This window comes from Promicromonospora sp. NPDC050249 (assembly GCF_040656015.1).
GTDB lineage: Bacteria > Actinomycetota > Actinomycetes > Actinomycetales > Cellulomonadaceae > Promicromonospora.
The window spans coordinates 44,994-58,561 of record NZ_JBFAKY010000011.1 but is presented as its reverse complement, the minus strand read 5'-3'; the positions used below and the strand labels follow the sequence as shown (position 1 = coordinate 58,561).

General features: G+C 70.5%; 11 protein-coding genes. 8 read left to right on the top strand and 3 right to left on the bottom strand.

All coding sequences use genetic code 11. The features are described 5' to 3' along the window. Nucleotides 1-183: 183 nt before the first annotated feature. Nucleotides 184-996 carry a hypothetical protein gene (locus AB0I32_RS11200; protein ID WP_357505821.1) on the bottom strand — a complete coding sequence of 271 codons (813 nt, stop codon included), beginning with the start codon at nt 994-996 and terminating at the stop codon, nt 184-186. Nucleotides 997-1,913: 917 nt separating this feature from the next. Here AB0I32_RS11200 and AB0I32_RS11195 point away from each other — a divergent pair. The 6 genes from AB0I32_RS11195 to AB0I32_RS11170 all read left to right on the top strand — a co-directional run bounded on the left by AB0I32_RS11195 (nt 1,914) and on the right by AB0I32_RS11170 (nt 8,057). Then, a complete protein-coding gene (locus AB0I32_RS11195; RefSeq protein ID WP_357505819.1) occupies nt 1,914-3,596 on the top strand; it encodes a DUF885 domain-containing protein in 1,683 nt (560 codons plus the stop codon). 147 nt (nt 3,597-3,743) lie between these two features. Continuing rightward, nucleotides 3,744-4,460, top strand: a complete 717-nt coding sequence (locus AB0I32_RS11190) for a nucleoside triphosphate pyrophosphatase (protein ID WP_357505817.1) — start codon at nt 3,744-3,746, stop codon at nt 4,458-4,460. Nucleotides 4,461-4,636: 176 nt separating this feature from the next. Further along, entirely contained in the window at nt 4,637-6,442 is a 1,806-nt protein-coding gene (locus AB0I32_RS11185; RefSeq protein WP_357505815.1) for a biotin carboxylase N-terminal domain-containing protein, read from the top strand. 124 nt (nt 6,443-6,566) lie between these two features. Then, on the top strand, nt 6,567-7,031 hold the full coding sequence (locus AB0I32_RS11180; RefSeq protein ID WP_357505814.1) for a hypothetical protein: 465 nt from the start codon (nt 6,567-6,569) through the stop codon (nt 7,029-7,031). A gap of 51 nt (nt 7,032-7,082) precedes the next feature. After that, nucleotides 7,083-7,583: an NUDIX domain-containing protein gene (locus tag AB0I32_RS11175; protein WP_357505812.1), complete on the top strand. Its 501-nt coding sequence runs from the start codon at nt 7,083-7,085 to the stop codon at nt 7,581-7,583. A gap of 9 nt (nt 7,584-7,592) precedes the next feature. Beyond that, a complete protein-coding gene (locus AB0I32_RS11170) occupies nt 7,593-8,057 on the top strand; it encodes a hypothetical protein (RefSeq protein ID WP_357505810.1) in 465 nt (154 codons plus the stop codon). A 49-nt stretch (nt 8,058-8,106) separates the two neighbouring features. On the opposite strand, the gene AB0I32_RS11165 is transcribed toward AB0I32_RS11170, so the two are convergent. Continuing rightward, on the bottom strand, nt 8,107-9,669 hold the full coding sequence (locus AB0I32_RS11165; RefSeq protein WP_357505808.1) for an NAD(P)H-quinone dehydrogenase: 1,563 nt from the start codon (nt 9,667-9,669) through the stop codon (nt 8,107-8,109). An 89-nt stretch (nt 9,670-9,758) separates the two neighbouring features. Here AB0I32_RS11165 and AB0I32_RS11160 point away from each other — a divergent pair, with 89 nt between their 5' ends. Together AB0I32_RS11160 and AB0I32_RS11155 are read left to right on the top strand one after the other, a co-directional pair. Further along, nucleotides 9,759-10,598: a purine-nucleoside phosphorylase gene (locus AB0I32_RS11160; protein WP_357505806.1), complete on the top strand. Its 840-nt coding sequence runs from the start codon at nt 9,759-9,761 to the stop codon at nt 10,596-10,598. 74 nt (nt 10,599-10,672) lie between these two features. Beyond that, a complete protein-coding gene (locus tag AB0I32_RS11155) occupies nt 10,673-12,385 on the top strand; it encodes a phospho-sugar mutase (RefSeq protein ID WP_357506002.1) in 1,713 nt (570 codons plus the stop codon). A 114-nt stretch (nt 12,386-12,499) separates the two neighbouring features. Here the strand turns inward: AB0I32_RS11155 and AB0I32_RS11150 are convergent, their stop codons facing one another. Beyond that, nucleotides 12,500-13,555 carry an LCP family protein gene (locus AB0I32_RS11150; RefSeq protein ID WP_357505804.1) on the bottom strand — a complete coding sequence of 352 codons (1,056 nt, stop codon included), beginning with the start codon at nt 13,553-13,555 and terminating at the stop codon, nt 12,500-12,502. Nucleotides 13,556-13,568 lie beyond the last annotated feature (13 nt).

Here is a 13,568-nt window from a genome sequence, read left to right as displayed (position 1 = left end):
CTCGATCGCCGTCGAGCAGTTCGGCTTTGCCCACGTACCTTTAACGACCCGCTTGGACATGCTCTTCCGCTTTTCCTTCCTCGGCGGGTAAAGCGTGAGAATTCCAAGAATTTCGGGCAGTTGATTCGACGATTCTTACGCGGCGATATTCGCTGCGTGCCAGCTTCGTTCGCAGTCTTCAGTTCAGCCAGGAAGCGAATTGACCATGTCGGTCGCGACGTCACGCACGAGGCCCTCTTCATCCCTCCGCAGACGCTGAGCGAACGGCAGCGCCCGACTCGGATCGACCCGCCACATCGCGCTCAGAGCATGCAAGCGCGCAAGCCAGTCTTCAGAACCAACATGGCGTTCCAGCACCGGCCACACCTTCACATACGCGCTCCCGTCGACCAGGCCATAGGCTTCGTCACGCACCTCCTCGACGGGGTCATCGAGCAGACTCACGACCGCATGGATGACGCGCGGGTCATCAGCACACCGCCCCAGCCCGGACGCCGCACGCGACCGCTGCTTCGCCGTCTTAGAGACATCCAACGCCGCCGTTAGCAACCGTTCCACATCCAAACCGGGAACAGGCGCCTCCCCACGCGCTCTCGAACGCGTCCTTGAAACAGGAGAGTCCGAACTCGCGCTCCGGCGGGCCCGACGCTGGCGCCGCAGCTCCCATTCCCCCGTTTCATCGCGCCACCGCGGCGGCACCAGGAACGTCGGCCGATTGAACCAGATGACCAACTGCTGCAAGCCAAAGCCCACCACTGCCGTCGATACACTCGCGAGCACTCCCGGCATAAGCAGGTCGTCGTCGTTAGCAAAGCCGCCCACCGTCATCAACGCGGCGAGGAGAGCAGCTACTGCAAACGCCCAGCCCCAAATCAAGACGGGCACGAATGCACGTTCGCCGCCGGGGTGCCTCCCGATCTGCCCCGCCATACCTTCTGCACGATCGGCAAACCAGCCGTCCCCTCCACGCCAGTACGCGGGCAGGAAGAGTGTCATAAAGGCCGTTCCCGCGATAAGAGCGAGCGCGCAAATCCAGACAAGTGGTGCGAGCGGACCATCGAAGAGCCCTGAGTACCCCATTACTACTCCCACCACTTGCGGCCGGAGGCAGTGTTTGCCCGGGCATTTCGCCCGATCGCATTGTTCGCGCCGCTGGCGAACGCCACCCCGACGATGCCCCGACAGCCTCGCCTATGAATGTCCCGAGCTCCAAAGACCCAGATCACCCAGAGAACAAAAGAATCCAGGTGTCGCCCGCCATCCTCTTGTCGCCTCTCTTTGCCTACGGCCCACGATCTTCGTCCTGGATCAGGAAAAATTATTCGCCCCCCTCCCCTCGGGAGAGCGAACGGCGGACAGCCAGGAGACCCGGGTCGTTTCGCATCCCTCGCGGCGACAGAATCTTAGGCACATTGAAATAGACAAGTAGAAGATAGATCGCAATACCCGTGCCCGCAAGAAAGATAGCGAAGAGCTCGACGAAGTTTGGGGCACGGTCAGAAAATGGCGAACGTGAGGCGCTCCAATCCCAGGTCGCGACAACGTCAACAATCTGGGGCGCGAGGTACAACGGTAAGGACCAGACGCCAATCATTACCGCCAGCGGAGAGCGAACACGAGCCCTTTGCAGGTTTGAATCCGTGGTTGTCATTCCCGACGCGGCAGCCATTTCGACGCGCTCGAGCGCGCCCCACGGATCCCGGTAATTCCTCCAGAGCGCGACACTAACCCGAGCCACTCCTCCGAACAGCACGCAGAAAACCACTACGACCGCAATATTTTCATTCAACACTGATCACCCAACTTCCGACGCCCCCGTTGAGATATTGCTATTGGCCGCCGACCTTAGCTGGTGGTCCGCCAGACCGGAAAGGACCTGCGCGACGCCGACGGCGCATCGTAGGCTCCGCTTCATGGTCAGCCCTACACGCACCCCCACGCCGATCGACGCGGTCGCGGACGACTACGTCACCCGCCTCACCGAGCTCTCCCCGCTCTCCGCCACGGGCATGGGCCTGCCCGGCCACGACCACGAGATGGACGACCTCTCACCGGCCGGGCATGAAGCCACCGCCCAGGCCAACCGCGAGGTCCTCGCGAAGCTCGAAGGACTCGAGCCCGCGGACGACGTCGACCGGGTGACCCTCTCCGCCATGCGCGAGCGCGTGGGGCTCGACCTGGAGCTGCACGAGGCCGGCGAGTACCTCCGCAAGCTCAACAACATCGAGTCGCCGGTGCAGGGACTGCGCGAGGTCTTCGACATCATGGCCACCGACTCGGTGGAGGCATGGGAGAACATCGCCTCCCGGATGAGCGGCCTCCCGGGCGCCGTCGACGGGTACGTCGAGTCGCTCACCGCCGCCGCGGCCAAGGGCGACGTCGCCGCCATCCGCCAGGTGCGTGAGTGCGTCGCGCAGGCGCGGGAGCTGGCAGCCGGCGACTCGTTCTTCACGTCGTTCGTGACGGGCGAGGCCGCGAGCGCCGCGCTCGGCGAGGGGCACGCGCTGTCCGGTGACCTGGCGCGGGCGGCCCAGGGCGCACAGGCCGCCTACGGCAAGCTCGCCGACTTCCTGGAGCACGACCTCGCACCGCAGGCACCGGAGGCCGACGCCGTGGGCCGGGACCGGTACACCCTCTGGTCGCGGTACTTCCTGGGTGCGAAGGTCGACCTCGACGAGACCTACCAGTGGGGCCTGGAGGAGCTGGCCCGGATCGTCGCCGAGCAGGAGTCGGTGGCGGCCAAGATCGCCGGCCGGGGCGCGACGGTCGAGGAGGCCGTAGCGGTGCTCGACGCCGACCCGTCGCGCAAGCTCATCGGCACGGCGGCCCTGAAGGCCTGGATGCAGGAGACCTCCGACGACGCGATCACCGCGCTGAACGGCACCCACTTCGACGTGCCGGAGCCCGTGCTCGACCTGGAGTGCATGATCGCGCCGACCCAGTCGGGCGGCATCTACTACACCCCGCCGAGCGACGACTGGTCCAGGCCGGGCCGGATGTGGTGGTCCGTGCCGTCCGACGTCACGGAGTTCAACACCTGGCGCGAGAAGACGACCGTCTACCACGAGGGCGTTCCGGGCCACCACCTGCAGTGCGGTCAGGCGGTGTTCGCGCGCGCGACGCTCAACAACTGGCGCCGGCTCGCCTGCTGGGTGTCCGGCCACGGTGAGGGCTGGGCCCTGTACGCGGAGCGGCTCATGGCCGACCTCGGCTACATGGACGACCCCGGGGACCGCCTCGGCATGCTCGACGCCCAGCGGATGCGCGCCGCCCGGGTCGTGTTCGACATCGGTGTGCACCTGGGCCTCGAGGCGCCGGAGCAGTGGGGCGGCGGCACCTGGACCGCCGAGAAGGGCTGGCCGTTCCTCCTGGCCAACGTGAACATGCCCGAGTCGTTCATCCGCTTCGAGTTCAACCGGTACCTCGGCTGGCCGGGGCAGGCGCCGTCGTACAAGGTGGGCCAGCGGCTGTGGGAGCAGACGCGCGACGCCACCAAGGCTGCGGCGGGCGAGAGCTTCGACGCCAAGGCGTTCCACGCGCGGGCGCTCAACCTGGGCTCGGTGGGCCTGGACACCCTGCGCGAGGCCCTGGCCTGACCTGCCCGTCACGGGTGTGACCGTTGCGACTCTGCGCCCGTTCCAGGCGCAACGGTCACGCCCGTGACAGAAGGGTGACGTGGGTCACGTCGTGGGGTTTTGGAATTTGCCGTTTCGCGCGGCCACTTTCTCGTTACTGTGGCGCGCGTGCCTCGCTTGGTCCTCGCCTCACAGTCCCCCGCCCGACTCGCGACGCTGAAGTCCGCCGGAGTCATCCCGGAAGTAGTCGTGTCCGGCGTGGACGAGGACAAGGTCCTCGCCGACGCCACCGAACGGTTCGGTGAGCTCGATCCCGCCGACGCCGTGCTCGTGCTGGCGCAGGCCAAGGCCGAGGAGGTGGCGTCCCGGCTGGAGGACGCCCGCGACAACGCCGAGGCCGGCGCGTCGGACGGCGACGACACCGACGGGACGCCGTCCGAGCCCGCCGAGGACCCTGCCGACGTCATAGTCGTCGGCTGCGACTCCATGCTGGAGTTCGACGGCGCCGTCGTGGGCAAGCCTGCCGACGCCGAGGTGGCGCGGGAACGCTGGCGGTCGATGCGTGGCGGCAAGGGTGTGCTGCACTCGGGCCACTGGGTGGTCGACCTGCGCGACGACGACGCCGGGGGCACCGGAGGCACGCTCGGCTCCACGAGCTCGACCACCGTCTGGTTCGCCGACATCGACGACGACGAGATCGACGCCTACATCGCCACCGGCGAGCCGCTGCACGTGGCGGGGGCGTTCACCATCGACGGCCTCGGCGGCCCGTACGTCGAGCGCATCGAGGGCGACCACCACGGCGTCGTCGGCCTCAGCTTGCCGCTGCTGCGCGAGCTCCTGGCCGAGCTGGGCATCCCCTGGCGCTCCCTCCGCACGAGTTGACCGGTAAGGGATCTGCCGGATACCCACAACCAGATCGGTCCCATCCGACGGATCTAGCCGAACGCCATGTCTGAACCCTCCAAACGGCCCGCGTCGGGGTTGGTCTGCTCTCCAGACTTTTCGCTGGGTGCCCGGGGGCGGTACTTCGGTCGCTTATCACCGGGTTACGGTGAGCCGTGCCCAGTACCAGCCTGCCCCGAACCATCTCGAAGGTGCTCATCGCCAACCGCGGTGAGATCGCCGTCCGCGTGGCCCGTGGATGCGCCGACGCGGGGCTGACGTCCGTCGCCGTCTACGCCGACCAGGACCGCGAGTCACTGCACGTCCGCCTCGCCGACGAGGCGTTCGCGCTGGGTGGTGCCCGCGCCGCGGACACGTACCTCGACCCGGCCAAGCTGCTCGACGTCGCCCGCCGCTCCGGCGCCGACGCCGTGCACCCCGGCTACGGCTTCCTGTCGGAGAACGCCGAGTTCGCCCAGGCGGTCATCGATGCCGGGCTGACCTGGATCGGCCCGCCGCCGTCCGCCATCAGGTCGCTCGGCGACAAGGTGAGCGCGCGGCACATCGCGCAGCGCGCGGGCGCCCCCCTGGTCCCCGGCACGCCGGACCCGGTCAAGGACAGCAGCGAGGTCAAGGCCTTCGCCGAGCAGTTCGGGCTGCCCATCGCCATCAAGGCGGCGTTCGGCGGCGGCGGCCGCGGCCTGAAGGTCGCGCGAACGTTCGACGAGATCGACGAGATGTTCGACTCGGCGGTCCGCGAGGCGGTCGCCGCGTTCGGCCGGGGCGAGTGCTTCGTGGAGCGCTACCTGGACAAGCCGCGCCACGTCGAGACCCAGTGCCTCGCCGACACCCACGGCAACGTCGTCGTGGTGTCGACCCGGGACTGCTCCCTGCAGCGCCGCCACCAGAAGCTGGTCGAGGAGGCGCCCGCGCCGTTCCTCACGCCGGAGCAGGAGAAGTCCCTGTACGCGGCGTCGGAGGCCATCCTGCGGGAAGCCGGCTACGTCGGCGCGGGCACGTGCGAGTTTCTCGTCGGGGTCGACGGCACCATCTCGTTCCTCGAGGTGAACACACGCCTCCAGGTCGAGCACCCGGTGACCGAGGAGGTCACGGGCATCGACCTGGTGCGCGAGCAGCTGCGTATCGCGGCCGGCGAGGCGCTCGGCTACCACTCCCCGGTGGTGCGCGGGCACTCCATCGAGTTCCGCATCAACGGTGAGGACCCGGCGAAGGGCTTCCTGCCGGCGCCGGGCCGCCTGAACACGATCGCGTGGCCGACCGGCCCGGGCGTACGCGTCGACACCGGCGTCGTCGCCGGCGACTCGGTCTCCGGCGCGTTCGACTCCATGATCGCCAAGCTCATCGTCACGGGGGCCACGCGCACCCAGGCCGTCGAGCGAGCCCGCCGTGCACTGCGCGAGCTCGTCGTCGAGGGCATCCCCACGGTGGTCCCGTTCCACAAGGCCGTCCTCGAGGCCGACGCGTTCGTCCCCGCCGACGGCTCGCCGTTCCGGGTGCACACCCGCTGGATCGAGACGGAGTTCGCCGACACCCTCAAGACCCTCGCGCCGGCCAAGCCCGCGGCCGCGCCGGAGGACGAGGAGGAAGAGGTTGCCGCCGAGCGCGTCGTCGTCGAGGTGGGCGGACGTCGCCTCGAGGTCGTGCTGCCCGCCGGTCTGGGGGTCGCCGCCGGTCGAGCACGTACCGCGAACGCCGCCCGTCGTCCTGCCCGGCGGGCCCCCGGAGCCAAGACGTCGGGGACCGCTGGGAACACGCTGGCATCGCCCATGCAGGGCACCATCGTCAAGGTGGCCGTCGAGGACGGCGCGACGGTGGCCGAGGGCGACCTCATCGTCGTGCTGGAGGCCATGAAGATGGAGCAGCCGATCCTGGCGCACCGCGCGGGGACCGTGCGATCCCTGACTGCCGAGCCCGGCGCCGGCGTGTCGGCGGGTGCTCCCATCTGCGAGATCGTCGACTGAGGCCCGGATTCCACCGCGCCTGCCGGGTGAATTCTCGAAGCAGGCGGGTGAAAACGGCTCAGCGGGTCGGTTTGCCTCCGGACCGCGGCCAGAAGGTCCCTTGCGATCGGCTAAGTTCTGCGACGTGACACACGTCGTAGTACTGAGCCCCGAAGAGGCCATCGCCCTTGTCCGCCCGCGCAAGACGCTTCCGTCGTTCGTCAGTGACCTGACCTGCGACGAAGGGGTCATCTCGCTGACCGGTGACCTGCGCCGCCTGACCTATGCCCCGTTGCCCGTCAAGATCGCGGCCAAGGCCGTCCCGGTCATGCACGGCTCGGCCCGGATCACGTCGTTCCACGAGAACATCGCGGTGCTGCAGGTCGACGCCGACGCCGCCGGCCTGCCCGCCACGAAGCTGCTCCCGCTCGCTTCCGGGACCATCGCGAAGATGGCCCGCAAGAACGGGCTGCCGGAGAACGCCGTGCAGCTCCGCAAGGACGGCACCATCTCCCTCGACGTGCGCGCCCTGATGCGCGGCTCGTTCGCCGAGGTGACGGACTTCCGTTTCGAGGACGGCAACGTCGTCGTCGAGGGTGTCGCCTCCTGACCGCAGGAGGAATCGCTGACACGCACCGCCCAGACCTGTCAGACTGACGCAGTGCCGAACGCGACCGTACCCCCGACCGACCTGCACCGGCATGGCGGGGACGGCTGGGTGACCTGCGGGGACCACCGGCACTGGGGTCTGTTCGGGGCGGCCGGGCTGCTGCTCGTCCGCCGGGACGCCGACGGGGCGCCGTCGGACGTGGTGCTCCAGCACCGAGCCCTGTGGTCGCACATGGGCGGTACCTGGGGCATCCCCGGCGGCGCGCTGGCGCCGGACGAGAAGCCGGCGGCCGGCGCCCTGCGCGAGGCCGCCGAGGAGGCGGCGATCGACCCGGCCGCCGTGCACGTCGTCGGCACGCACGTGCTGGAGCACCCGGCCTGGACGTACACGACGGTCGTCGCCGACGTCGCCCCCGGGTACCGCATCGAGCCGCGCGCGGCCGATCCGGAGAGCCTCGAGGTCCGCTGGGTCGCCCTGGCGGACCTCGGCTCGCTGACGCTGCTCCCTGCGTTCGGCGAGGCCCTGCCGCGGCTGCTCACGATGCTGGGTTAAGGTCGATTCGTGCATATCCGGATCGCGCCCGAAGAGGTGCTCGGCCTGGCGAGGATCGCCAAGCAGGCCCCGCCCATCATCACCTCCGTCGTCGGCGACGGAGACGTGATCCGCGTGGTCGCGGACCTGCGCCGGCTGGACGACCTACCGGGCCCGCTCAAGCTGGCCGTGAAGATCGCGCCGATCGTGCGGGCCGACGTCAAGCTGGCATCCTTCGAGCGCGGCGTCGCGACGCTCACCGTCGAGGTGAACGCCGCCGGCCTGCCGGCGCACCGGCTGCTCAGCCTCGCCGCCGCGCCGATCGAGAACGAGGTCGCGAAGCAGGGTCTGCCGCCGGGCGTCGTGGACGTGCAGCCGGACGCGCGGATCGCGGTCGACGTCGAGCGCCTGCTCGAGGCCAAGGTCCCTGGCCTGACGGTCTCGCACGTGAAGATCGAGGACGGCCGCATCATCCTCGACGCCTCCGTCGCCTGAGCCGGAGCGGAACCGCAGGCTCAGGCGACGGACAAGCAGAGCCTGAGACCTACTTGCCTACCCGCGCGTCCAGGACCCGGGCGCCCTCGGCGATCGAGCCCGACAGCGACGGGTAGATCGTGAACGCGGAGGCCACGTTCTCGACCGTCAGCCGGTGCTGCACGGCCAGCGTGATCGGGAAGATCAGCTCGGACGCACGCGGCGCCACCACGACGCCGCCCAGCACCACGCCCGCCTCGGGGTGCGCGAAGAGCTTCACGAACCCGTCCCTGATGCCGAGCATCTTGGCGCGCGGGTTGCGCGCGAGCGGCAGCGTCGTGGTGATGAACTTGGAGTTCTGCGCGCGCAGCTTCTCCTCGCTGTAGCCGACGGTGGCGATCTCGGGCGCGGTGAAGATGTTGGACGCGACGGTGCGCAGCGCGAGCGGCTGGACGGCGTCGCCCAGGGCGTGCGCGACGGCGATCCGACCCTGCATCGCGGCCACCGAGGCGAGCGGCAGCACGCCCGTGCAGTCCCCGGAGGCGTAGACACCACGCACGGAGGTGCGCGAGACCCGGTCCACGACGACGTGCCCCGACTCCGAGAGCCGCACCCCCGCCTCCTCGAGCCCGAGGCCCGACGTCGAGGGCACCCCGCCGACCGCCACGAGCACGTGCGAGCCGTGCACCACGCGACCGTCGGACAGCGTCACCTCGACGCCGTCGTCCGTCCGCACGGCGCCGGCGGCGCGCGAGCGGGACAGCACGGTCATGCCTCGCGAGCGGAACACGCCCTCGAGCAGCTCGGCGGCGTCCTCGTCCTCGCCGGGCAGCACCCGGTCGCGGCTGGAGACGAGCACCACGTCCGACCCGAGCGCGTTGTACGCGCCCGCGAACTCGGCGCCCGTCACACCGGAGCCCACGACGATCAGCCGCTCGGGCAGCTCGCGCAGGTTGTACATCTGGGTCCAGGTGAGGATGCGCTCGCCGTCCGGCACCGCGGTGGGCAGCGTGCGCGGGGTCGCGCCGAGGGCGAGGAGGATCGAGTCCGCCTCGAGCACCTCCGTGGTGCCGTCGGCCTGCTCCGCGACCACGCGCGCCGGCCCGTCCAGGCGGCCCTTGCCGTGCACGATCCGGATGCCCTCGCGCTCCAGCCGGCCGCGGATGTCGGCGCTCTGCGCCCGCGCGAGCGCGAGCACGCGCTTGTTCACGGCCTGCAGGTCCACGAAGTGCTTGCGCTTCTCCTCGGCCGTCCCGGCAGCTGACGCGGCCGCCTGTACGCCCGCGCCGCCCAGCGCCTGCGCCGGTGCGGGAGCCGCGTACGCGGACACCACGGGGATGCCGCCGGTCGCCAGCGAGACGTTGACGTCGGACAGCGGGTCCACCACGTCGTCGGGCATGCGGATGCCGAGCTCCGGGGCGCGGTCCGCGATCGTCATCCACTCGGCGGTGGCGATGAGGGTCTTGGAGGGGACGACGTCGGTCAGGACCGCCGCACCGCCCATGCCCTGCTGCTCGACCACGGTGACCTGGGCGCCGTGGCTGCGTGCGACGAGCGCAGCCTCGTAGCCGCCGGGCCCACCTCCCACGACGACGACATGGGGCGGGACAGCTGTGGGATCGAGGGGGGTCACGATCTCATTCTCGCATCGTCCACGGCTGTGGCGGATTCGCCGGGGGTCGTGGGCGCGTGCCACGGTGAAAGTGGCGTTAACCTCGGACCATGAGCACGGACCTGGATCTTGACGACCCGACGACCGACCCGTTCGACGTCGCTGCGGCGGCCGCGGAATACATCGCGGCCAAGACGGGGGTGCCAGGGCACGACATCGCGCTCGTCCTCGGCTCCGGCTGGGGCGGTGCGGCCGAGCTGATCGGTGACGTCGTCGCCGAGATCCCCACCGCCGAGATCCCCGGCTTCCTCAAGCCCGCGGTCAAGGGCCACCTGGCCACCACGCGGTCCATCCGCTTCGAGCGGCCCGACGGCGCGGTACGGCACGCGCTCGTCCTCGGCTCCCGCACGCACCTCTACGAGGGCCTCGGGCCCCGTCGCGTGGTGCACGGCGTCCGCACCGCCGCGGCCGCCGGCTGCGAGACCCTGATCCTCACGAACGGCTGCGGCAGCGTGCACATCGGTTGGCGCCCCGGCCAGCCCGTCCTCATCAAGGACCACCTGAACCTCACCGGGCAGACACCGCTCGTGGGCGCCAAGTTCGCCGACATGACCGACGTGTACACGCCGCGCCTGCGCGACGTGGCCCGCAGCGTGGACCCGGACCTGCCCGAGGGCGTGTACGCGCAGTTCCACGGCCCGCAGTACGAGACGCCCGCCGAGGTCAAGATGGCCTCCCTGATGGGCGCCGACCTCGTCGGCATGTCGACGGCGCTGGAGGCCATCGCCGCCCGGCACTGCCGCATGGACGTGCTCGGTATCTCGCTGGCCACGAACCTCGCGGCCGGGATCAGCCCCCACCCGCTCTCGCACGAGGAGGTGCTGGAGGCGGGCCGGGAAGCCGGGCCGCGGATCAGCGACCTGCTCGCTCGGGTGATCAAGCAGATCTGACGCCCGTGACCACCAACCTGCCCACCACCGAGGCGCTCTCCGTGCCCGATCTCGTCGCGCGCGCCGAGGCCTGGATGGCCGCCGACGTCGAAGCGGCCGACGTCGCCGAGCTGCGCAACCTGGTCGCCCGCACCACCGATGCCAACGTGGGCGAGCTGGCCGTCGCCGAGCTCGCCGACCGGTTCTCGGGCCTGCTGCAGTTCGGCACGGCCGGCCTGCGCGGCGCCATGGCCGCCGGCCCGAACCGGATGAACCGCGCGGTGGTGATCACCGCCGCCGCAGGCCTCGCCGCCTTCCTCACCAAGGAGTTCGGCCACGGCACCCCGCGTGTCGTGGTCGGGTTCGACGCCCGGCACCGCTCGGCCGAGTTCGCGCGCGACACCGCGGCGGTGCTGGTCGCCGCCGGCGCCGAGGTGCTGCTCATGCCCGCACCGGGCCCCACGCCCGTCCTCGCGTTCGCGGTGCGGCACCTGTCCGCGGACGCCGGCGTCATGGTCACCGCGAGCCACAACCCGGCCGCCGACAACGGCTACAAGGTGTACCTCGGCGGTCGCGTCGTCACCGACGCCGGTCAGGGCGCGCAGATCGTCCCGCCGTACGACGCCCTGATCGCCGGTGAGATCGCGCTCGTGCGCGCCGCCAAGGACGTGCCGCGCGCCGAGTCCGGCTGGACCGTGCTCGGCCGCGAGATCACCGAGGACTACCACGCAGCGGTGGCCACCCTGCACGACGGCGAGCCGCGCAACAAGCTCCGTATCGTCACCACGTCGCTGCACGGGGTGGGCGGCGTGGCTCTCGCGCGGGCGCTGGCCGAGGCCGGCTTCACCGACGTCGTACCGGTGGAGGAGCAGGCCGAGCCCGACCCGGACTTCCCCACCGTGGCGTTCCCCAACCCGGAGGAGCCCGGCGCCATCGACATGGCGCTCGCCCTCGCCCAGGACGCCCACGCGCAGCTCGTCATCGCGAACGACCCGGACGCCGACCGCTGCGCCGTCGCCGTCCTCGACCCGCAGTACGGGACGTACCAGGGTGCGGAGACCGCGTCCTCGCAGGGCTGGCGGATGCTGCACGGGGACGAGGTGGGCATGCTGCTCGGCTGGGACGCGGCCGAGCGTGCGGCCCGTGCGGGTACCGGCGGCACGCTGGCCTGCTCGATCGTGTCGTCGCGCGCGCTGGCGGCGATCGCCGCCCGGCACGGCCTGGCGCACGCCACGACGCTCACCGGCTTCAAGTGGATCTCGCGCACCCCGGACCTCGTGTTCGGGTACGAGGAGGCCCTGGGCTACTGCGTCGACCCCGAGCATGTGCGGGACAAGGACGGGCTCTCGGCGGCGATCGCCGTCGCCCAGCTGGCCAACCGCCTCGCGGCAGAGGGCCGCACGCTCCTGGACCGCCTCGACGACGTCGCCCGCGCCTGCGGGCTGCACGTCACCGGTCAGGTGTCGGCCCGGTTCGAGGACCTCGCGCTGATCGAGTCGACGATGGCGGCGCTCCGCACGTCGCCGCCGTCCGTCCTGGCGGGTTCGCCGGTGGACTCGGTGCGCGACCTCGCGGAAGGCCTCGACGGCCTGCCGCCCACCGACGGCGTGGTGCTCCTGACGGCCGACGACACCCGCGTGATCGTGCGGCCCAGCGGCACCGAGCCCAAGGTCAAGTGCTACATCGAGGTGGTGTCGCCGGTCGATCCGGACGCCTCGGCCAACACCCTGTCCGCGGCGCGGGTGGCCGCGCGCGACCGCCTGGCCCGGGTCCAGGCGGACGTCCGAGCGGCGGCGCTGGGCCTCTGACCCGAGCGGCGACTGCCGAAGTAGAGCGCCTGTCCCCGTTCCGCGTGAGGCGAGCCTCGAGGGGAACGGGGACAGGCGCTCTACTTCGGCGTCCCGGGACGGGTCGGACGGGTCCTATTGCACCACCGCAGGAAGCACGTCCATGGCGTCCGGGTTGGCCTCCACGAACTCCGGCACCTCGTCCTTGGCCACCGCCTGCATGAGCGGGTCGAACACCGCCCGGTCGAGCACGACGATGGACTGCCCGTCGGCGCTGCGCCCGGTACCCGAGTACGGCGCGGTCATGAACGTGATGTCGTTGGTACCCATGCTCTGGGCGCCCATGACGAGATCCTGGATCTTGTCGATCGTGAGGCCCTCGTCGACGGCCACCGAGCTGGTGATGGCCTCGAGGAAGTTGGCCATCTTCAGGGGCTCGCTCATGCTGTTCTTCGCCTTGGCCACGATCGCCCGCATCCAGGCCTGCTGCCGCTGCACGCGGCCGAAGTCGCCGTTCGCCAGCGCGTACCGCTCACGCGCGAACTCAAGTGCTTCCTCGCCGGTCATCGCCTGCCGGACGGAGCCGCCGTTGCCGTCGGGCACCGTGATCTCGACGCCGTCCAGGGAGTCGGTCAGAGCCTCGAACGACTCGAAGTCGGTCACCGCGAAGTGGTCGATCCGGACGCCCGTCAGGTTCTCGACCGTCTGGATCATGAGGGCAGGGCCGCCGTAGGAGAACGCGGCGTTGATCTTGGCCTCGCCGTAGCCGGGGATGGGTACCCAGGAGTCACGGGGGATGGAGATCGCCGCCGCCGACTTCCGGTCCGCTGCCAGGTGCACGAGCATGATCGCGTCGGTGCGCTGCGCACCGGCTTCCCATTGGGTCGGGTCGCCGGCGGAGATCCGGCTGTCGGAGCCGAGCACCAGGATGTTCACCGGTGCGGTCGGGCCCTCGACCGCGGGAGCGCTGGGCCGCGTCGAGGGATCGACGTCGGCGAACGGGTCCTCGATCCGCTCCAGGTTGTCGTCGAGCGACATCCGGTACGCGTAGTAGGCCGCGACACCTCCCCCGCCCACGAGCAGCAGAGCACCGACCACCAGGCCGGCGACGAATCCGCGGCTCCGAGGTGCGCGCCGGGCGTGACGGAGATCGCCGTCCACCGGGTTGGGCGGGGCGAGAAGATCGCTCATTCGATCAGGTGCG

Excerpts from the sequence above, each read along its gene's own strand:
- AB0I32_RS11195 (WP_357505819.1), top strand. The coding sequence starts at position 1,914 with ATGGTCAGCCCTACACGCACCCCCACGCCGATCGACGCGGTCGCGGAC.
- AB0I32_RS11200 (WP_357505821.1), bottom strand. The coding sequence starts at position 996 with ATGACACTCTTCCTGCCCGCGTACTGGCGTGGAGGGGACGGCTGGTTT.
- AB0I32_RS11160 (WP_357505806.1), top strand. The coding sequence starts at position 9,759 with ATGAGCACGGACCTGGATCTTGACGACCCGACGACCGACCCGTTCGAC.
- AB0I32_RS11155 (WP_357506002.1), top strand. The coding sequence starts at position 10,673 with ATGGCCGCCGACGTCGAAGCGGCCGACGTCGCCGAGCTGCGCAACCTG.
- AB0I32_RS11150 (WP_357505804.1), bottom strand. The coding sequence starts at position 13,555 with ATGAGCGATCTTCTCGCCCCGCCCAACCCGGTGGACGGCGATCTCCGT.